Below are 20996 nucleotides of genomic sequence, written 5' to 3' on the forward strand. Positions count from 1 at the left end.
CATCTTTATTTGGCAATTTTACTAGCTTTTTCATTTTAACCCTTTTTTGGCATACTCGCCAAAGTGAGATGCACCCTGTCACTAGCTACACGGATGTGGATGATTACTTGCCTTATCGAGTACCAGAAGTGTGGTTGTTCAAGCAGAATCGGTTGAGGATTTATTGTTTGGAAGACGAGGGCTACGTGGAAACTTCTATCAGCCGTTATTTCCCCGATTTTAACATATCAGAACTTGTCCTGGAGTGCTACCAAATGTCGCGCGATCGCAATACAAGCGTTGCAATTCGAGAGTTGCGCCGAAAAGTCGAGATGGAGAACCATTGAATCAGTCCCATCTCTTCGGTTTTACGTGAGAACTTCATACCAAATCCGGGCTTTAAATCGCCTAATTCTTCAGTCCGCGCAGGCAGACTTAGTTTGTAGAGTCGCGATTTCAATCGCGGAGTCATACTTTGATTATGGCTAATTCAATCTAAATAATATTCTGCCATATTTTAATACTTTTATCACTACTACCGCTAGCCAAAAACTCTCCTTCCGGGCTAAAATTAACCGAGTAAACCGAATTTGTATGCCCGGAAATATTACAAATTTCTCCACCATCTTTTACCCGCCAAATCTTAATAATTTGATTGCTGCTGCTAGCAATAACCTCGCCATCGGGACTAAATGCGATCGAATCTACATACCAAGAATGACCAGAAATTGTTAAAATTTCTTGCCCATCTTTTACCCACCAAATCTTAATAGTATTGTCGTGACTGCCGCTTGCCAGAAACTCTCCATTGGGACTAAAAGCTACAGAACGCACGCAGTCTGTATGACCAGTCAGCGTGCGAATTAACTTGCCATCTTTAACTCGCCAAATCTTAATGGTTCTGTCCCAACTACTGCTAGCCAAAAGTTCTCCGTCTGGACTGAAGGCGACGCAGTAAACTAAGTTAATGTGACCGCTAAATGTACAAATTTCTTGCCCGTCTTTCACCCGCCAAAGTTTGATTGTTTTGTCCCAACTGCTGCTAGCCACAGTTTCGCCGTCTGGACTGAAAGTTAAGCCATAAACTGAGTTGCTGTGACCTGCAAGCGTGCGGATTTCTTGCCCGTCTTTCATCCGCCAAAGTTTGATTTTTTTGTCGTGGCTGCTGCTGGCAAGTGTCTTTCCATCGGGGCTAAAAACTACTGTATGAACTGAGTTGGCGTGTCCTGCGAGAGTGACTATTTCTTGCCCGTTTTGTACTTGCCAAAGCTTGATTGTTTTGTCATCGCTGCCGCTGGCGATAACTTCTCCGTTAGGGCTGAAAGCTACAGAGGAAATTAAGTTTTTGTGTCCGGTTAAGGTGTGAATACATTGCCAGTTATGGGTTTGTTGTTGCGGCGGATTGGGATTGGCTGCGGGTTTGACTGATTTGGTGATTTTTTGAGGAAGGGTGAGTTTACTAGCTGCTTCTGGATTCAGTTGGGTTAAGACTTCAACAGCCGTTTGATAGCGACGGTTCGTAGCATTTTCAATCAATTTATCTAAGATTTTACCCATTTCTTCATTCACCGGGTTATTCGCCAAATATTGCCGCCAAATCCAGGCATCTTCGCCCGGATCGAAGAGGTCAAAGGGGGAAACTTGAGTTAGCAAATACAGGCAAGTTACGCCTAAACTGTACAAGTCGCTGGTGAAAAATGCTTTGCCTCTGGCTTGTTCAGGGGCGATGTATTCGGGGCTGCCGATGCTGGTTCCTGTTTTGAGTAGGGCTGTACCTGTGGCTATTTTAGCAGCACCAAAGTCTACTAAAACTAATTGTTTGTCGGCGCGGCGGATGATGTTTTCTGGTTTTATGTCTCGGTGAATAACGTTGTGGGAATGGATGAAGTGAAGTACGGGTAATAAGCTGTTGAGTAAGTCTTGAATTTGAGTTTGTGTAAACGTGCCTTCTGTTGTTACAATTTGTGCTAGGTTTTGTCCGTCGATAAATTCTTGGACGACATATTGTCTGTTGTCTTGGATGGAATATGCTAGTAGTTCGGGAATTTGAGGGTGTTTTCCTAATTCATCTAATCGCATTGCTTCTTGTTCAAAAAGTTCGGCTGCTTTTTTGCTGTTGCGATTACTGGCTGATGGGATGAGTTGGGTTTCTGGGGGTAAAAATTGTTTGATGACGCAGCGGGGTTTTGATGGTTTGTCTTCGTCAACGGCGAGTAATGTTCTGCCAAAACCTCCTTGTCCGATCGCCTTTATGGCCCGATATCTGTCGCGCAACAGCAGTTTTGACCGGCAATTTGGGCAAATTTTGGCTGTATCCGGGTTTTCGGGCTTGGAACAGTTGGGGTTTAAACAATAACTCATTCGATTTTAGATTGGGGATTTCGGGATTTAGGATTTTAGATGTGCGAAGCTAGATCAAGTAAAACTTGTGCATAAATACCAAAGAAACCGGGTTTTTACCGAATCTGCGGGCTGTAACGAAGTACAATGCAAAAAACCCGGTTTCTGACTATCCCTGCGTCCGAGACTGTAAAAGCTGGTTTGATCGTTCGGAGTTTAGTCCTTTATCAACTGTCAACTGTCAACTGTCAACTGTCAACTATTTTAGAAATTCCACATGACTGGATTGTCATCTAAACTATCGGTGACTGTTCGCCCGATCGCGTCTATTTCTTTTAAGTCCTCCTGACTCAGCTTGACTTCGGCAGCTTTGGCGTTAGCAGTGGCTTGTTCGGCATTGCGCGCGCCAACAATTGCGTTAGTTTGCGGCTGGGCGATTAACCACGCTAATGCTAAATTGCCCAAGCTTGTTTGGTGGCGATCGGCAATTGGTCTTAGTTGACTCAATGCTGTTTGCACTCGTTCATAATTTTCTTTGATAAACAGCTTACTTTTGGCGCGGTGATCGCCTGCTTCAAACTTGTGTTCTGGCCCAAATTTACCTGTCAATATTCCTTGAGCTAGAGATGAATAGGCAAGGATTGAGATATGATTGTCTAGACAGTAGGACATGGCATCTTTTTCTACCCAGCGCCAAAACAGAGAATAGGGTGGTTGCAAGCTGTCGATGCGTCCGTATTGGGCGGCTTCTGCTATTTGGGCGCGGGAAAAGTTGGAAACACCGATCGCCCGAATCTTCCCCTGTTCTTTTAATTTGTTCAGCGCGTCCATTGTTTCTGCAATTGGTACTAACTCGGAATTCCAAGTACCGGCGGGCCAGTGGATTTGGTAAAGGTCAATATAATCGGTGTTGAGGTTTTTTAGCGATCGATCGCACGCCTCGACTACCAAATCGGGTTTTAGGTGGTTGGGAAAAACTTTGCTAGCATAAACTACTTGCGATCGTACATCTGAAAGCGCTTTGCCGATAATTTGTTCCGAATGCCCTTCTCCGTAAACCTCAGCCGTATCAAAGGTCGTAATACCTGCGTCAAAAGCGGCGCGCATTGCTTTGATAGTTTCAGCATCCTCAATTCCCACCCACATCCGCTTCCCAGCTTGCCAAGTCCCCATAATTATCGGGCTAATTTGAATTCCCGATGTCCCCAATTGTCGCTTTTCCATAGCTATAGCCCTAATTTGAATTTTTACTATTTACCCTCAAACTATCTAATTTTAACAGAAAAAAGTTGTTATAATTGCTGTCAAGTACCGATTTTGTTACTTTGGTTAAAATCCAACTAAATCCTATGAAATCAACTACTCGTGCGCTGAAAGAATGGAATATAGCGGTTAATGCTTTGGAAGAGGGCAAAACGATTGTGCTGTTGCGAAAGGGGGGCATTCGCGAGCAAGCAGGACAGTTTAATGTTGCTGACAAGCAGGTTTTGCTTTATCCAACTTTTGAACACCAACAGCCTGATTTATTAAAGCCGGATTTTGCGAGTCAGGTAAAAACAGTAGAATCTGGTTGGCATCCAGAAATGATTAGAATTGGCAGTTGGGCTGAAATTACCGATGTTTTTTTGGTCGCTTGGGAACCGGCAATTACGGCGCTTTTTCCTTACCATATTTGGAATGAAAAATTTGTCGGCGATCGGCTGAAATGGAAACAAAATCAGCCAATTTATATTTTACTACTGCGGGCTTATCGGTTAGCAGAAACTGTAGAGATTCCGTACATTACTGCCTACGGCGGTTGCCGTTCTTGGATAGATTTGGCTAGTCCTATTTCCCTGGATGGAAGCGAAGCTGTTTTAGGCGATCGAGAATACCTTGCACGTTCAAATGAAATCCGTAATCTGATCGCGAATCCTCCGAAGCTTGAAGAAGAACAGGCGGTTGAAACGGCGTCTATACAAACAAAACCCACCTCCGTGGGTTGAAGAATGGGCGGTGAAAATAACGTAAAACATAATTTTTTTCAGTCCGCGTCGGCGGACTTCGTTTTTGTAAACGCGGTTTCAACCGCCGTCTGATCTTTTCGAGAGGCGCCCTTCCACTAAACCAAGCCCAAAATCTGCAGCTAATGCCATTAAAGCTGACGGAATTGCCCCAGCTAAAAGTAACTGATTGTTGACTGTAGCAACGCCGCGAAAAATAAACACGCCCAAGCCACCGGCACCAATTGCCGCCGCGATCGTTGCTAGCCCGATCGCAATTACCGCAGCAACTCGCACTCCCGCCAAAATTACGCCCAGCGCTAGGGGAAGTTCCACTTGCCATAACAGTTGCAGATCCGTCATTCCCATGCCTCTCCCGGCTGCCACAATCGCCGAATCCACACCGACAATCCCGGTATAAGTGTTGCGGATAATGGGCAGTAGGGAATAAAGTGTGAGGGCGATGATTGCCGTGCGATCGCCTATTCCTCCCAAAACGGGCATCGGAATTAGCAAGCCAAACAAAGCTAAACTGGGAATTGTTTGCATAATATTTGCAAATCCCAAAATCGGCTTTTTCAATTTTGGTTTTCTCGTGACTAAAATCCCGAGGGGAATCCCCACAATAATTGCGATCGAAATTGCCACAGTTACTAAATATAAGTGTTCGAGTACGCGCTGAATTATCTCAGCGCCATAGCGATTTAAAAATTCTATCATCGGGTAATTGGTTATTCCTGATTGCTGTCAATCTTATAAATCATTTTCCATTTCAGGACTTGGTTCACCAGGATAGAAGCGAGAGTCCAGAATTTCCTCTAAGCTGTAAAAGCAGTTTGGAGGAAAGGTTTTGAGAGGTAAATCGGTTTCTCCTACTGCCAAATCTCTACCGTTTTGATAAGCTTCTTGGAAAGCTTCTTGCAAGTAAGGTTTCAGACTTGGGTTATCCTGTATCAGCCTCTGAGTGTCCCGCCGCTGCACTCGAATTGTAGACAACCAGCTACGACTGCGCTGCTGGGGCTGATATTGCCACTTCAGCAAATGTCCTAGCAAAATGCTCAAACGATTTCTAAGTTCTTGACGTTCCTGTTTGCCCAAAGATTCAATTTCCTCAATTAAATTTGACAAGTCAAGTTCACTCCACTGACGCTTGCGAAGTAACTTGGCTTGTTGTTGTGTCCAAGCATAGAAGTCTGTCTGGTAAAGACTGTGCATCGTTTGATTGTCAGCTTAGTTACTAAAAATATATTATCAAAATTTTGCTAAAATCATTCAAATTTAGCTACTTGCAAACATTCAAGAAATGCGCGAGCTTCTGGATGCTGAGATTTTAGAAAATCATCGGGCGATCCCAATTCAACTAACCGTCCATCCTGCATCAAACCAATTTTAGAAGCTAACAAAAAAGCTTCTTGAATGCTGTGAGTCACAAAAATCACAGTTTTGCCCAGTTGCTGCTGCAATTGACCGAATTCTCGCTGCAATTCTAGGCGAGTAATGGGGTCTAAAGCGCCAAACGGTTCGTCCATTAACAGCAGTGGAGGGTCAGCCGCCAGTGCTCTGGCGACACCCACGCGCTGCCGCTGTCCGCCAGATAACTGATGGGGATAACGTTTGGCGAAGTGCTGCGGATCGAGGTTGACTAATTCTAACAGTTGGCGGACGCGAGATTGAATGCGATCGCCCTCCCAACCTTCCAGTTTCGGGACTAAACCGACGTTTTGCTCGACGGTAAAATGGGGAAACAAACCGATTTCTTGAATCACATAGCCAATTTTTCGCCGCAATTGAATGGGGCTCCATTCAGTTGTCGATTTTCCCATGACAAGCACTTCGCCGCTGGTTGGCGTGAGTAAATTGTTAATCAATTTCATGGTGGTAGTTTTGCCACTACCGCTGCGTCCCAGCAATACTAAAACTTCTCCTTGCAGCACTTTAAAATTAATTTTTTCTACTAAATGCCTGCGATTGAGGCGATATGTAACATCGAGGCATTCGACAGCAACTTCATGATTATTGAGAGCCATGATTGGTTTGGGTGATGTTAATTTTAATTAATCGTCAATCGGCTAGTGTGGCGGGAAAATTAAAAATCTAAAATCCAAAACTTGTTCTGAGCGAAGTCGAAGAATCTAAAATCTAAAATTGTCGTGGTTTTGCCATTCTAGCAACAAGGATCGACATTGGAGGCAAGTTAATTTTTTGAGCAAGTCGCGAATTCCGTCGGGGGTGACAGGATATACAGCACCGAGAAGTTCGGGATTTACTGTGGCTGTCGGGTGCAATTCTGCTACAAAACCGTAGAGTTTTTGATTGGAAAATGAGCTGTTGATTGCCCAGCCTGTGGTGTTGATTGGTTGGATGCGGGCGATCGCACTTTCTGTCAAGCCTAGTTCTTTTTTGATTATAACTGGAACTGCCGCTGCTGGCGTTGATGCTTCTGGTACGCGACCGCCGGGAAAATCGAGGGTTGCTTCTGCTACGCCGGGGCGATACATCGGTGAAGGAAACAGCAATTTGTCAGCTTGAATTGTTAAGATTACAACTGAATCTGCTCTTTCAACTCGCCAATATTCTACAATTTGCCCTTCGGTTGTTTCGAGATGTTCGGCGATTAGTTTTACCCAATGAGAGTTGATTTCTACAAAGCGGTCTAGAGTTTTCCACGGGGATTTTGCCGTTTGGTTCATATTAGAAGGAAGAGGGAAGAGGGAAGAGAGAAGAAGGAAGAGGGAAGAAGGAAGAGGGAAAAAATAATTAAGAATATCCTAAGCGTTGGCTATGGTTGCTATAAATCTGATGTTTTGACCATCGTAATCGATCGCTGTCGATCGCCCAAATAGCCGATCGACCTTTTCGACCTTTGAGCCACTTTTTCCCTCTCGATTGTAAATTTTTGTAACAAACTACACATTGACCCAGATAATTCAGTAACATAGACTACATAATCAAAATTTATCTGCCGCTCTGGGTTGTTAAAACGCCGCAAGGAGTGCAGACTCTTAGCTCGACAGACAGGAGTAATTATGCAACTGCAAACAGATATTCGTACTTGGCAATCGCAACAAACGCTAGCTGGCGCCGCGAGTGCCTTCGACTGGGAAAAATTTGGCTGCGCCGTACCTGCACCCAAATTGGTTCCTTCGATGTGGGTCAAATTGTTCAATCCCCCAACAGCATTCAGTTTTGACGAAGCATGGCTGTTGTGTCAGTGTTCCGAGGAAAAGTGGCTAGCTTGGATTCCTGATTATGGGGAAATTTTGCTAAGTACGAATGAATTTTGTGCTACTTAATCGAGAATTAAAGTGTTAAAATCCATATGCTCAGGGATTCACAGCATATTTTTGGGAAAAAACAGGTTTCTCTGGAATTATCTCGTTTGTAGTGAGGAATTTAGTCCTCAGAAATTAAGAAGGACTAAAGTCCTCACTACAAACCAATTAATTGACATTTTGCAACAAAAAGAGCAATAGAAAGTCTATTGCTCTTTTTGTGTAAAAACAGTCTCTAGTTTTTGTCTTCAGACAGCGGAACTGACTCGCTTATTTGCAAACTGCACGGTTATTTGCGTTTCTGACAATCGTGCCTACTTTGCCATTAATCATAATCGGGTTCTTGGTGCTGGCCCGGATCAAGCGGGGCTGTTTACCCAGACATTCTTTGATTGATTCTGCCCAGGTGGTGAGAGCGCTGGTGTATTCTGTACGAGTCGCTGGTGCGCGAAACTCATCGGTAATTAGGTGATCCGTGGTGATGCTGGTGTCAGTAGCAACATTGGTAATAATAGGAAAGTCAAAGGCTTTGGGCAAGGTTCTTTCAGGAATTTTGCCTGGTACCATCTGGTAGTTCATTGAGCCACCTTTGTAGTCAATACCTGCTTGGGGGGCTGTTTGAGCGAAGGCGGGAATAGGCAAGCTGGCTACCAAGACGGTGCAGCAACTCCAAAATAATTTCGATTTCATCCGATTCATCTCCTCAACTTTATGACGGTTAGCATTAATTAGATAGTCTCCAAAAACATTAGCTTCAATTAGAAAAAATATGATGCTAATGAACTTTTATCTAGATTTTGACCTACCTAATTTATTACCAGACATCTTCAAAAGTGTAAAAACTGGTTGGTCTGACAAACTGTAGAATGGTTTCAGTTGAGTAAGATATTTACACATCTGAAGTTGTTACAGCATTGGAGACTCGGTTTTACCAGAATGATTCATTTTTGAGCGATGTTATGGGAACTTTATCAAAGTTTGTCTCAGATATCAAGTTTTGCCGATCGCACATCACATCTTAACACTGTCCCAGCAGCTCGATCGCCCTTTGAGTGTTATGCGCTATACCAGGGCTTTGAAAGATGCTACAGTGCATCAATGGGCGTTTGAGTGTTTTCAAGCGACAATAGGCAGAGAAGGGGCTTGAAAATAGGTGAATTTAGTGGAAGATAGCAAGATTATAGACTTATCGGAAATCATGAGTGTTCCCGCGGCTCCTGCGGGTTACAAATCGGGCTTTGTGGGTATTATCGGGCGGCCCAATGTCGGCAAATCCACGCTGATGAATCAGTTGGTGGGGCAGAAAATTGCGATTACTTCGCCGGTGTCTCAGACGACGCGCAACAGGCTGCGGGGCATCCTGACGACGGATGAGGCACAAATTATTTTTGTCGATACTCCGGGAATTCACAAGCCACATCACCAACTGGGTAAGGTTTTGGTGCAGAATGCGCGCACCGCGATTCAGTCTGTGGATGTGGTGCTGTTTGTGGTGGATGGTTCGGTGGAATCCGGTGGGGGCGATCGATATATTATCGAAATTCTCAGCAATTGCAAAGTTCCGGTGATTTTGGGGATGAATAAGTTGGACGAACAACCGGAGGATTCCGTGTTGATCGATCGCACTTACGAGCAAATTGTCAATCCTGAGTGGCCAGTCGTCAAGTTTTCGGCTCTCACGGGCGAGGGTGTCGAGCCGCTGCAACAATTGTTAATCGAACATCTGGAGGTTGGGCCCTATTATTATCCGCCCGATTTGGTCACAGACCAGCCGGAACGCTTTATTATGGGCGAGTTGATTCGGGAACAGATTTTGCTGCTGACGCGGGAAGAAGTGCCACATTCTGTAGCAATTGCGATCGACATCGTTCAAGAAGAAGCCAAAATTACCCGCATTCTGGCGACGATTCACGTCGAACGGGATTCCCAAAAAGGTATTTTAATCGGTAAAAGCGGCAGTATGCTCAAGTCGATCGGCAGTGCGGCCAGAGAACAGATTCAAAAGTTAATTGAAGGCAAAGTGTATTTGGAGCTCTTTGTCAAGGTGCAACCTAAGTGGCGGCAGTCGCGGACTCGTTTGGCGGAATTGGGCTATCGCGTAGAAGAGTAAAACTATTGAAGTTCCATCCAAAGAAGAACAAGAAAAAATAGCTAATTTTTTGACAGCGATAGATAAAAAGATTGAAGCTATTGCCCAACAAATCGAATTAACTAAGCAATTCAAAAAAGGGTTACTGCAAAAAATGTTTGTGTAAATCGTTAAAATAGTACCAAAGCTAACCAAGGAATGATTTCCCATGATTGCCATTAAAGAAAACTTTCCCCAACTCTCCCCCGCAGAATACTTTGCTTGGGAAGAAAAGCAACTCGAAAAACACGAATACATCGACGGTCAAGTGTACGCCATGAGCGGCGGTAGCGTCAATCATGGTCGCATTGCCATCAGACTTACTGCTATGTTCGATAATCATTTAGAAAATAGCGGCTGTATAACGGGCAATTCTGATGTCAAGATTAACATCGTTGAAGCCAGTAACTATACTTACCCCGATGCTAGTGTAACCTGCGACGAACGGGATAAAACCACAACCCAATACATTACCTATCCCTGCCTAATCGTTGAGGTACTTTCTCCTAGCACCGAATCCTACGACAGAGGCGGCAAATTTAGAATGTATCGCAAAAATCCAGCCTTACAAGACTATTTATTAGTCAGTTCTACCAGCATCGAAATAGATTTGTATCATAAAAAAGATACAGGTGAATGGCTGATCATCAACTATCAAGCAGGCGATACCATAGAACTCAAAAGCATCAATCTAAGTTTTGCCATTGAACAAATCTATCGCAATCTCGACCTTACCCCAGAAACAACACCTGAAAAGTGAAAAAACTTGTTACAAAAAATGTTTGTGTAAATCGTTAAAATAGTACCAAAGCTAACCAAGGATAAACCCATGTTAACCCTAGAAATGGCAATCCAAAAAATCCAACAATTTCCCCCCGAACAGCGCAATAAAGTTATTGAATATATCGAATTTCTGGAATTTCAAGCCCATCGACAAGCTGAGTTTCCCACTTATAGCAATGCTGTTTGAAGCTGCACAGAATGGGAAGCCTGAAATCCTTTCCTGTAAAGGATACATTCTATGCAGCTTCACAGAAAAATGGTATTACCGAGTGTTTCTTATGAACTACCGAAACCACATCACGATCGAAGCAAATAAACGCGGTGGTAAGCCTTGTGTACGCGGCTTGCGAATTACGGTTTATGAAGTGCTTGAGTATCTGGCTTCCGAGATGACCGAAGCAGAAATTCTCGACGATTTTCCCGATTTGACGCGAGAAGATTTAAAAGCCTGTATTGCTTTCGACATCACAAGTTGAAAATTTGCTGCGTCGGGAGTTTAAGGCGATCGAGTTATTTTATGAAGACGAAAATTTATCGCTGCTTGCTTTATCATAATGCACCGATCGCCGAAAGTGTGCGATCGACTCTAAATGCTCTCTAATCTAAAATCTCATATAGATAGCTTTTTTCAGTGCGGCGGCTTCAGTGATTGACTCGAATCGTGCGGCGAATTCGATCGAGGAAAGGAGATTCCGATCGGGAGTAAGAAGCGGTTGACATACATCATCAAGCTGCGGTATTATTCGATTATATCCATTATTGTACCGCAACTGCGATATAATTATAAGTTATGCCTCAAAACCGAAACCAAAGATAGAAATGAGTAATGGAAGCATCGACAACAATTAGAAAAATGATGGCTGGCAACAAAATTATCGTGCCATCCTATCAGCGCGCATACTCTTGGGAAACTCCTGTTGAGAAAACAGATAGGAACACCCAAACGGACGTGTTTCTGTCGGACTTAGAAGAATACAGCAAGAGCAATGCCAAAAGCCCATATTACTTTGGTCATTTTCTATTTGAGGAAAGAAATGAGAAATTTCAAGTAATAGATGGGCAGCAGCGCCTTACAACCATTGTTATATTTTTGTCCGCTCTTTTTGCCAAACTAAAAACTATAAGAAATTGGAACGACGATGAAAAAGAGTTGTATGAAGACATGGTGAAGCGGGGCGGTACGATACGCTTCACTACGGTGGATTACGACAATCAGTTGTTCAAAGACTATGTAATTGAACAAACAAAATCTGATCTCAATAGACTTGACACAGAATCTGCACGCCGTATCGTTAAAGCCTTTGATTTCTACAAGAAAAAACTGTCGAATAAATCTGAAGAATATTTGATAAGAATGCTATCTATTGTTAGCAAATCAAATTGCACTACTCATCCAGTGCAGGACGAGTCGGAAGCAATTCAGATGTTTATATTCCAAAATAGTAGAGGTAAACAACCATCTAATCTAGAAATTGTCAAAGCTCAATTTATGTATAACGTTCATCTACATAGCAATGATGATAGAGATGAACTTATAGAAGAAATAAAGAACCGTTTTGAAAAAATTTACAAGTCAATTTCCTCAATTGAATATCGTATCAATGAAGATGATGTTTTGTTGTATACACTGCGGGTTCACTTTAACTCACTGTGGGAAACTAATGCACTAGATAAAATCGACAAGGCTTTATCAGGGCAAAACTCAATTGATTTCATAAAGTCTTTTGCAAGGTCACTCTCGGTAAGTTTTGAACACCTATCCGTATTTTTTGGAAAAGATGAACATGAAAATTTTGCAATACATTCCTTGATCACACTAGGGGGGATTGCCATTGCGCTTCCGTTTATCGTGAAGGCGTATAGATATGGCTTGTCTATTAATGAGATCGGAACTCTCTGTTCGTCACTAGAAAATTTGGTTCTTCGCCATCGTCTAATCGGAACCCGTGCCGACATAACAGCAAGAATAAATGGTGTGTTTGAAGAATTTACTGAGAACCACAAAGATATTAGCCCAATAATTGCCCGAATAGAGTGGATGAAAACCACATCGGATTGGTGGTGGGCTTATTGGAACAATGAAAAGCTCAAAGAGTCCCTCCAAGGTGGAATAAATCATTCAGTTGCAAAATATCTCCTTTGGAAATATGAGGCGTACTTAGAGCAGCAAGGCAAGAGTGGCTATTGTCCTACCCGTTTTGACAGAATCATAAATCCAGAATTGGAACACATTGCTCCAACAACTGAACCTGAAATAAAGCCTCACGGTTATGACAATTACGACGAGGAGTTCAGGAACCAATACCTAAATTGTCTAGGTAACTACTTGTTGTTGTCAAAATCGCATAATTGTGCAGTTGGTAATATTTCACTGTCCCAAAAATTAGCTACCTATAATCACAATGAACAACAAAGAGAAGTTCGGAGTGTAGTTTCTGAGAATGGGTTATGGAGCAAAGAAATAATAAAAAACAGGAAAGATAAAATCATCGACGTAATCGTAAAAATATGCTGAGAGAGGCATAACAACCGCGCTGCACCGGAACGTACAAATATGGTTGGTTGAGCTGCAAAGGTTATCTGCGTCCGGTGAGCGCGAACGTTATCTCGTAAACGCTGCCTGACCTTGGAGATAATTCGGAAGCTCGATCGTCGAGAGATTGACCTACAGAAAATTGGTAAAATCAATAGATACGCTTCGATCGCGCACCCATGCAACAAGCTAGTCGATCAAAAAAAAATGTTTGTGTAAATCGTTAAAATAGTACCAAAACCAACCAAGGAGAAACCCATGTTAACCCTAGAAATGGCGATCGAAAAAATCCAACATTTTCCCCTAGAACAACGCAATAAAGTTATTGAATTTATCGAATTTCTGGATTTTCAAGCCAGCCAAACTAAAACGATAGAACCAAAAAATGATGACTCCGATCGAGAACCATCCTTTTTCGATCTAGCCGGAATCTGGGAAGGAAAAAATATCACCCTAGACAACATTCGCAAAGACGCATGGGGGTAAAGAAAACTAATGAAGACACTCCAACTATAGAACCCATTTGACATCTTTGAGTTTTTGGGTTGGGTGACGAGAAATACCGAGAGAAACCCGGTTTCTGAGATTTACGCTAGGGGCGAGAAACCGGGTTTCTACGAGTCTTTGGTTGGGTGACGAGAAATATAGAGAGAAACCCGGTTTCTGAGATTTACGCAGAATAGATCTCAAATGGGTTCTATACCGTTATCTCGTAAACGCTGCCTCACCTTGAAGATGATTCGGAATCTCGATCGAGAATTAAGGATTCCGTAGGAGATTCCGATCGAGCTTTATCCTGCGAAAAAACTTAGAAACCTGAAGGCGAAGAAAAACCCGCCCTAAAAGGACGGGACTTTAGCCCTCCGCTACACTCCGCTAATTACCAACAACTATTAAGGCAACTCAACGGAACTCGGTTTAGCAATGTGAGGCAAACCCCAGCCTAATTTTTCCCGCAAAATATGGAAAAACTCAAAAGATTGTATCCGAACAAAACGCGCTGGGTAGGGCGATCGCTCGATTTGTACCCAATCCTCCGGCAAAACATAACATCCGCCGTTCCCATCTACCACCATTACCAGGCGATTCGGACTCGCCGGCAAAATTTTGACCGGTTCGGTGTTGGAAAACACCAAAGCCCGCGAAGCCATCGAATGGGGGCAAATAGGGATCAATTGCAGCACCGGTATTCCGGGAACAATTACAGGCCCGCCGGCAGAAAGGGCGTAAGCCGTCGATCCTGTCGGAGTCGAGATAATTACTCCATCGGCGGCAATGTCAATAGAGGCGTGATTCCCGATCGCGACTTCAAAATGACACATACAAGTCAGCGGTTCGCGGTGCAGCACCATTTCATTGAGACAAAGCGCTTCCCAAAGGCAGTCATTTTCTCGAAACAGCCGCACGGCCAGCATTGACCTTTCTTCTATTTCGTATTCTCCAGCGATCACTTTTTCCAAAGCTTGCGGGAGCAAGTTCAGATAAGTTTCTGTTAAAAAGCCCATATGACCAGTATTGACAGTCAGCAGTGGCACTCCGATGGGAGCAACTTGGCGAAACGCAGACAGCACCGTACCGTCGCCACCCAAAACCACTGCAAACTCCATGTCACTGTCAAAACCGGGGGGGACAAGTTGGTCGATCGGAGTGTGGCACATGGGGCGATCGGGGCTAGAATAGCCCAAAATTCCCCCGGCACCGGAAACCGCGCAGACCTCCCAGCCGCGGGCAGTCAGCTTGTCTTTCAACTCTTCAGCGATGCGACAAGAGACTGGTTTAACGTCGTTGTATATAATTCCAGCTTTCGGCACTTTAAAATGTAAAGGGCATTTTTTGTTTACTCCGTTTTTTAGTCTTAAGCTGCTCGTACTCTATTTCCTTGAGCTTCTTCATAATCAGATTAAAGTATTCTTCGAGATAAGACTCCAAAGTAGTAGTTTCTTTGGGGTCAATTCCGAAGACGCTATAAACTTCATCCATCGGAGCTTTCAAGGGTTTTCCGGCTGCTAAAACTTCTGAAAAAGCCAATCTGTCAGCTACGTTCCAACTCCACTGAAAGAACTTAGCAAATTGACGAGTAGCCTGCAACAAGGCATCTGGCGTGCGGGTGATTTTGGCTTGTTTGCCAGAAAGCCGCTCGCACAACCGCACAATTTCCTCAGCATCCCAAGCTCGATTTCCCACCACCGGAAAGGTTTTTTTCTCGGTTTCGGGAACGGTAAGAGCTCGGACGGCAAACTTTGCCACGTCCTGAGTGTTCATATAAGCAAGGGCTGACGGCTTGTTGGGCAGCCAGACTGCCTGATTGTCCAAAATCGGCATTGCGTACAGGTTCACCAGTCCTTGCAAAAATCCGCAAGGTCTCAAGATTGTGTAATCTAAACCGGATTCTGCTAAGAAAAGCTCGGTACAGCGCTTGATTTCCAACAAGGGAACTTGCGGATATTTCTCAGCATCGAGAAAAGAAAAGAATATATAACGCTTGATGCCTGCTGCTGCTGCTGCTTGGATTAGCGATACTTTTCCGTCCCAGTCTACTCTTTTGATGCTGACAGAATCTGCCGCGCTGGCTGTTGCTGCATCGATGATAGCAGTGACGCCTTCTAGTGCAGGAATCAAGCTGTCGGGCTGACAAAGGTTCCCCGGTACGAGTTCAGCGCCCCATTCTTTCAAAAATGCAGCTTTTCTGTAATTTCTGACTAAACAGCGCACCTGGTAGCCCTCGTCTAGGGCGCGGCGGGCTATTTGGCGGCCGAGGGTGCCTGTGGCTCCTACAATCAATAAAGTCATCTAGGGATTAATTTATGAATCTTAAACTTTCTATAAGATAGTATCAGGTTTTCGTTATGTTTTTTATAAAAACTTAACAAAAGCCTGATTTTTTCTCATTTTGGACTTGAAAGCTTCGGCAGCAGGCTGGCTCTGGGTGGCAGGCAGAAGCTAGAAGGCTTAACTTAGAAGACTTCTGAATGATTGTTACAAAAACTTATTCTTCGCCGCCTTGCAGTTTGAGCAGGAGGAAGCCTCCGCCTATACCCACGAAAATTAGGGAAAAGGACAAAAAGGCTGCATTGAAAATTTCAGGATTCATGATTTTATATGTCTAATTGGGCGATCGCATTAAACAAAGATAATATAATTTGGGGCAACCAGCTACATGAATGCTAAAATCTCACTGCTGAAATTGCTGTATTTTTTGGGGAGAAAACTGCCTTGAGTCTCGATCGGGAATCAAAACTAGCTGTAACTCTGGGAGATCCGGCGGGAATAGGCCCGGAAGTGATCCTCAAAGCCTTGGCAGATCCGGCTGCTGCTTTGATGGTGACGGTTTTCGGCTCGCGGGCAATTTTGCAGCAAACTTACGATAAGTTGCGATCGATCGATCCAGCAACCGCAGCGGCAAATCCCGAAACATTAAACATTATTGATATCGAACCAGACAGCAAATGGGGCTCCATTGTCCCCGGTGTCGGGAATGCTGCTAGTGGGGCGGCTAGCTTTGCGTATATGGAAAGGGCGATCGCCCGTACCCTTGCCGGCGAATTCTCGGCCATTGTCACCGGCCCAATTTCCAAAACTTGCTGGCAAGCTGCCGGTTACAATTATCCTGGACAAACAGAACTCCTCGCAGAAAGGGCTTCATCGCAGCGGTTCGGAATGCTGTTTGCCGCCACATCTCCTCACAGCGGTTGGACGCTGGTAACTTTACTCGCTACCACACATATTTCCCTGCGTCAAGTACCGGATGCTTTGACTCCAGAATTGCTCAGCGAAAAACTAGAATTGCTGATAGACTGTTTGCGGGAAGATTTTGGGATCGAAAGACCGAAAATTGCAATTTCTGGCTTAAACCCTCACAGTGGGGAAAATGGCAAACTGGGAAATGAAGAGCAAGATTGGATGATACCGTGGTTGGAAACGCAGCGCGATCGTTTTCCTCAAGTGCGGTTAGACGGGCCAGTCCCCCCGGATACCATGTGGGTAAAACCAGCTAAAGTTTGGTACGGCTTAGCCAAAGAAGCTCACGACGGTTACTTGGCAATGTATCACGACCAAGGCTTGATTCCAGTCAAATTGATGGCTTTCGACAAAGCAGTCAACACTACAATTGGCTTACCCTTTGTCCGCACATCTCCCGATCACGGCACAGCTTTTGATATTGTAGGTCAAGGAATTGCCGATGCCTCCAGCATGACAGCAGCATTGCAGTTGGCTGCCCAGTTGGCTAGTCGCAGAGTAGCAGCTAAAATAGGGCAATAGCTTTAGTACGTCTGACACTGCGCAAAATTGTGTTCGCTGGCGCGAGGCGGCAAGCAAGCTGGTTATTTTAGTCGATCGGTTAAAATCAGATTTTGGTAGCACAGTATGGCAGCATCTAATGATAATTCAAGCAAAATATATCAGTCAGAAACAGAAGTGTCAGAGGCACCTGTGGCAAGTTCTAAAGCTGGAGATCAACTTCAGGAATTGCTAATCATACTGACTGAAATACAGTTACTTAAGCAATTTAAAAAAGAACCTATCGAACTGAAGTTACCGCCCTCTGAAAAGTCGGCAGAGCGACTTGAGGAAGAAGAAAACCGGCGCAACCAATTGTCTTTTCTGATCGAATCACCTGCTGTTGTGCCGGAAGTGTTGAATAATCATGAAGAGATACCATCTGAAAGACTACCAAAAAATAATCAGGCAGCAGGTTTATCTAGAATCGCGAATGTAGCCAACAATTATCGACCGTCGGAGGAAGAATTAGAACAAGCAGTGGAGGAGTTTAAGCGGTTGCAACAACTGCTGTTTGAAAGGGATTTGCCGGAATTTTATAGTAATATTTTCAGCGTCGAAGAAAGGTTGGAAAATTTTGAGAACCTCATGTCTGAACCGCAAGAATTGATGAATTTATTAAAGCCGTTAATCCCTGAGTTGGTAACAGAGGAGTTAGAGCGGTTGAAGTCTGAATTAAACAACGCGATCGAACTCGCCAGCAACGATAAAATGAATCGCCTGGAATTTCAGGCAAAATTAGCGGATTTGGAAAATCAAATTGCTAACTTCAACCACCAGCAACTGCCGAATCCTGAACAGTTAATCAAACGGCTGATGCCGTTAGTGGGCGAGATGCTCAACCGCAAGGTAGAAGAGTCTAAATTAGAGGTAGCAGCGGCGATCGCACCGACAATCAATCAAGTAATTGACAATCAAAATGGACTGGAAAAACAAGTAGTAATAATTGAAGATAAATTTGCGAATATTCAGCAACGTTCCCAGCAGCAACCGGAAGATTTAATCAAGCATTTAGTGCCGATAGTTAGCGACTTGCTGAACCGCAAAATTAGTGAATTAAAGTTAGAAGTTATAGCAACTGTCGCCCCTTCAGTACAGGTAAGAATAGCTTGGGTAGAAATAGAAGAAAAAGTATTGAGCATCATCGAGGGCCGGCTGGCTACGCAACAGTCGCCAATTCAGAAGCCTGAAGAGATCATGGCGATGTTGATGCCGGCAATCACTGATTTGCTGAACCGGAAAATCGATGAATCAAAATTAGAGGTAGCTGCGGCGATCGAACCTTTGATAGAATCAGCAATTCTGCAAAGAGAAGTTCCAGGAAAATTGAGCGATGTAGAAAGTAGACTAAATAATCTGCACCGACAGCAAAAGTCTCAACCGGAAGAAATTATGGCACGGTTGATGCCGTTAATGATTGAGTCGCTAAACCGGAAAATTGATGAGACAAAGTTGGAGGTTAGAGAGGCGATCGCACCTGCTGTCAATACTGCCATTCAAAACAGCGGTATTGCAGCACAAATATTGCAAAATGAAAATAAGATTGTCGAAGTTCAGCAGCAAGTTTTAGCTGAGATAGAAGGGTTGATGGGAAGAATCATGCCTGCGATCGTACAAATGCTGTCTGGAAGCATTCGGGAAGCAAAGCTAGAGATAGAATCTGCGATCGCCCCCGCTGTCGATGCGATAATTCAGAATAAAAGGATTGATGAAAGACTGGGGAATATCGAACAAAAGATTGTGGCGATCGAACACCGGATTTATCAATCGACAGACTTGTTTACAGATTTACTAAAACCTTTGATTGACGAGCTGATGGTTAGCCATCACACCCAACTGCAAAAGTCGGTCATCGAATCTATTTTACCATTATTAGATGAAGCAGTAGGTTATAATTACAATCTCAACGGTAAAGTAGAGGAGCTCGATCGCAAAATAACTGATGCGGAATGGGGAGGCGATCGGGAAGAATTAGTGGCGAAAATTAAAATGATTTTCCCCCAAATGATGCTCCAAACAATTAATGAGTCAAGACAATTATTTGCCGAAACCATAGCTCCAATAATTGATGAAGTAATTAATATCAAAACCCGAGAAAACAGGCAGTCGATGGGATTAGCCATAGCCGCGTCTCTTCCTGTGGGAATCAGCAACAGAATCAGTGAATCGCCCGATGAAATTGCAATGGCGATCGCACCGGAAATTGCCTCTGCCATCAGACAGCAAATTGCTCTCAAACAAGAAGCCATGTCAGATGCACTTTATCCGATCATCGGCAGCACAATTTTAAAATATATAGCCGAGACGATGCGCGATATTAACGAAAAAATCGAGAAATCGTTAAGCCCAGAGGGAATAACTCGCAAAATTAAAGCCAAATTGCAGGGAATTTCTGAAGCTGAATTGCTGATGAAAGAAACAACACCATTGACTGTTAAAGCTGTATTTTTAATCCAAGCAGCATCAGGCTTAGTAATTTCGGCAGTGCAGCCGTCTGCAAGCGAAGAGCTAGAATCAGAAATGATATCGGGGATGCTGACTGCTATTCGCTCTTTTGTCAACGACTGTATATCTCAATCGGGAAATTTTGCAGAGATTGATGCCATAGAATACGGGACATCTTCGATCGTATTGGAAGTAGCCGGTTCGTGTTATTTAGCAGTAGTTATCGAAGGAGGAACTCGCCAGTGGTTTAAGTACAAAATGCGAGCGATATTCAAAAATATTGTTCAAGAATACGGGGATAAAATTCAGGCATTTAACGGAGATCCAACCTGTGTACCTCCTGAAGTAAAATTGAATTTGCAAAAGTTAATCGATACAGAGGTAAAAGTTAAATCTGCTAAAATTCCAATTTTACCAATAATCGGTTTGGCAGCGTTAGGTTTAATTGGCGTACCTTGGGGTATTCATCAATACCGCAGCTCAATTGCAGCGACTTTAGAAGCAGATACAAATTTAGCTTTACAATCTGTTCCAGAGTTATCGGTTTATCGCCTTGTGGCAGATGTCAAAGATCAAGTATTGGAGATTTCGGGACGAGTGCCGAATCAAAAGCTGCGAGCGAAAGCAGAAAAAATCGCTCAGCAAGCCGCTCCTAAATTAAGAATTGACAATAAAATTATAGCCGTTGAAGTACCTCCCGATCCAGTTTTAACAGAAGCCGATGTCAAGCGGACTGTGGCTCTTTTGAATAAATTAGAAAGCATTAATATCTCGGCTCGTTATGCAGAGGGAAAAGTCGCCGTTGCAGGGAGCGTGAGCAAAGCGACAGATGCTCAGAAAATCACTCAAGCTTTTGAGAAAATTCCGGGGGTGAAGTCTGTAACAAATACAGTGGGAATAGGCACTCAACCGCCGTCACAGGCGATAGATGTTCGCCTTTATTTTGGTGTGGGTTCGGTAATTTTGTCGCCGAAAGATGCAGCACAAAAGCTTGGGAAAGTCAAGGAATATATGGAGGAAAATAGCACGAAGAGTTTGAGGGTAGTTGGTTACAGCGATTTTAACAGCAGTCCTGCGGAAAATCAAAAGTTGGCTCTGGAAAGGGCGATAAATGTGAAAGCTGCTCTGGTTAAACAAGGGATAAATCGCAACAGAATTCAAGTTGCTTCTACTAAGGGCCGTCCTGAAGGTGTGGAGGCGAATCAACCGCTGTGGCTGAGCAGATTGGTCATATTTGAGGTGGTAAATTAAATTTG

22 protein-coding genes and 1 pseudogene are annotated in these 20996 nt (G+C 43.8%); 13 read left to right on the forward strand and 10 right to left on the reverse strand.

The genetic code is table 11. The annotated features are described in order from the left end of the window. Positions 1-326 (forward strand): annotated as a pseudogene (locus tag QUB52_RS23950) (hypothetical protein); the annotation flags it as partial. 148 nt (positions 327-474) lie between these two features. Here the strand turns inward: QUB52_RS23950 and QUB52_RS23955 are convergent. After that, positions 475-2340: a serine/threonine-protein kinase gene (locus QUB52_RS23955; RefSeq protein WP_332975014.1), complete on the reverse strand. Its 1866-nt coding sequence runs from the start codon at positions 2338-2340 to the stop codon at positions 475-477. A 243-nt stretch (positions 2341-2583) separates the two neighbouring features. Continuing rightward, on the reverse strand, positions 2584-3543 hold the full coding sequence (locus QUB52_RS23960) for an aldo/keto reductase (protein WP_332975013.1): 960 nt from the start codon (positions 3541-3543) through the stop codon (positions 2584-2586). Between the two features lie 125 nt (positions 3544-3668). Between QUB52_RS23960 and QUB52_RS23965 the strand changes: the two genes are divergently transcribed. Continuing rightward, positions 3669-4304, forward strand: a complete 636-nt coding sequence (locus tag QUB52_RS23965; RefSeq protein WP_332975011.1) for a DUF1802 family protein — start codon at positions 3669-3671, stop codon at positions 4302-4304. A gap of 78 nt (positions 4305-4382) precedes the next feature. Here QUB52_RS23965 and QUB52_RS23970 read toward each other — a convergent pair whose 3' ends face one another. From QUB52_RS23970 to QUB52_RS23985, 4 genes are all read right to left on the reverse strand, one after another. Then, positions 4383-5021 carry an ABC transporter permease gene (locus QUB52_RS23970; RefSeq protein WP_332975009.1) on the reverse strand — a complete coding sequence of 213 codons (639 nt, stop codon included), beginning with the start codon at positions 5019-5021 and terminating at the stop codon, positions 4383-4385. 33 nt (positions 5022-5054) lie between these two features. Further along, positions 5055-5516, reverse strand: a complete 462-nt coding sequence (locus tag QUB52_RS23975) for a DUF29 domain-containing protein (RefSeq protein WP_265238017.1) — start codon at positions 5514-5516, stop codon at positions 5055-5057. 53 nt (positions 5517-5569) lie between these two features. Beyond that, entirely contained in the window at positions 5570-6328 is a 759-nt protein-coding gene (locus QUB52_RS23980; protein WP_332975007.1) for an ATP-binding cassette domain-containing protein, read from the reverse strand. A gap of 105 nt (positions 6329-6433) precedes the next feature. Continuing rightward, positions 6434-6991 (reverse strand): NUDIX hydrolase, encoded by a 558-nt coding sequence (locus QUB52_RS23985; RefSeq protein WP_332975006.1) that lies wholly within the window; start codon positions 6989-6991, stop codon positions 6434-6436. Here QUB52_RS23985 and QUB52_RS23990 point away from each other — a divergent pair. Further along, positions 6983-7144, forward strand: coding sequence for a hypothetical protein (locus QUB52_RS23990; protein WP_332975005.1), 162 nt, complete (start codon positions 6983-6985; stop codon positions 7142-7144). The two genes, QUB52_RS23985 and QUB52_RS23990, sit on opposite strands and share 9 nt — an antisense overlap. A gap of 183 nt (positions 7145-7327) precedes the next feature. Continuing rightward, the gene (locus QUB52_RS23995; protein WP_265238023.1) at positions 7328-7594 is read left to right on the forward strand and encodes a hypothetical protein; all 267 of its coding nucleotides are present in this window, start codon (positions 7328-7330) and stop codon (positions 7592-7594) included. Positions 7595-7843: 249 nt separating this feature from the next. On the opposite strand, the gene QUB52_RS24000 is transcribed toward QUB52_RS23995, so the two are convergent. Continuing rightward, entirely contained in the window at positions 7844-8263 is a 420-nt protein-coding gene (locus QUB52_RS24000; RefSeq protein WP_265238025.1) for a hypothetical protein, read from the reverse strand. A gap of 508 nt (positions 8264-8771) precedes the next feature. On the opposite strand from QUB52_RS24000, the gene era reads away from it, so the two are divergent. From era to QUB52_RS24030, 7 genes are all read left to right on the forward strand, one after another. Continuing rightward, positions 8772-9683: a GTPase Era gene (gene era, locus QUB52_RS24005; protein WP_332975016.1), complete on the forward strand. Its 912-nt coding sequence runs from the start codon at positions 8772-8774 to the stop codon at positions 9681-9683. A gap of 37 nt (positions 9684-9720) precedes the next feature. Next, positions 9721-9828: a hypothetical protein gene (locus tag QUB52_RS29330; RefSeq protein WP_442923407.1), complete on the forward strand. Its 108-nt coding sequence runs from the start codon at positions 9721-9723 to the stop codon at positions 9826-9828. Between the two features lie 42 nt (positions 9829-9870). Next, a complete protein-coding gene (locus tag QUB52_RS24010; RefSeq protein WP_332970153.1) occupies positions 9871-10461 on the forward strand; it encodes a Uma2 family endonuclease in 591 nt (196 codons plus the stop codon). Positions 10462-10530: 69 nt separating this feature from the next. Then, positions 10531-10671: a hypothetical protein gene (locus QUB52_RS24015; RefSeq protein ID WP_332970152.1), complete on the forward strand. Its 141-nt coding sequence runs from the start codon at positions 10531-10533 to the stop codon at positions 10669-10671. Between the two features lie 91 nt (positions 10672-10762). Further along, entirely contained in the window at positions 10763-10960 is a 198-nt protein-coding gene (locus QUB52_RS24020; protein ID WP_332975004.1) for a DUF433 domain-containing protein, read from the forward strand. 350 nt (positions 10961-11310) lie between these two features. Continuing rightward, on the forward strand, positions 11311-12999 hold the full coding sequence (locus tag QUB52_RS24025) for a DUF262 domain-containing protein (protein WP_332975003.1): 1689 nt from the start codon (positions 11311-11313) through the stop codon (positions 12997-12999). A 276-nt stretch (positions 13000-13275) separates the two neighbouring features. Beyond that, complete coding sequence (locus QUB52_RS24030) at positions 13276-13503, forward strand: DUF2281 domain-containing protein (protein ID WP_332975001.1); 228 nt, start codon at positions 13276-13278, stop codon at positions 13501-13503. 407 nt (positions 13504-13910) lie between these two features. On the opposite strand, the gene QUB52_RS24035 is transcribed toward QUB52_RS24030, so the two are convergent. The 3 genes from QUB52_RS24035 to petM form a co-directional block, all read right to left on the reverse strand. Next, on the reverse strand, positions 13911-14828 hold the full coding sequence (locus QUB52_RS24035) for an NAD(+) kinase (protein ID WP_332975000.1): 918 nt from the start codon (positions 14826-14828) through the stop codon (positions 13911-13913). Position 14829: 1 nt separating this feature from the next. After that, positions 14830-15807, reverse strand: a complete 978-nt coding sequence (locus QUB52_RS24040; protein ID WP_332970147.1) for an NmrA family NAD(P)-binding protein — start codon at positions 15805-15807, stop codon at positions 14830-14832. 196 nt (positions 15808-16003) lie between these two features. Next, entirely contained in the window at positions 16004-16108 is a 105-nt protein-coding gene (gene petM, locus QUB52_RS24045) for a cytochrome b6-f complex subunit PetM (RefSeq protein WP_172189541.1), read from the reverse strand. A gap of 122 nt (positions 16109-16230) precedes the next feature. On the opposite strand from petM, the gene pdxA reads away from it, so the two are divergent. Both pdxA and QUB52_RS24055 read left to right on the forward strand, forming a co-directional pair. After that, complete coding sequence (gene pdxA / locus QUB52_RS24050) at positions 16231-17277, forward strand: 4-hydroxythreonine-4-phosphate dehydrogenase PdxA (RefSeq protein WP_332974999.1); 1047 nt, start codon at positions 16231-16233, stop codon at positions 17275-17277. A gap of 105 nt (positions 17278-17382) precedes the next feature. Next, positions 17383-20991, forward strand: coding sequence for an OmpA family protein (locus QUB52_RS24055; protein ID WP_332974998.1), 3609 nt, complete (start codon positions 17383-17385; stop codon positions 20989-20991). Positions 20992-20996: the final 5 nt, after the last annotated feature.

It is taken from the genome of Microcoleus sp. A6-C6, assembly GCF_036705955.1.
In the GTDB taxonomy this organism is placed as follows: Bacteria; Cyanobacteriota; Cyanobacteriia; order Cyanobacteriales; family Microcoleaceae; genus Microcoleus.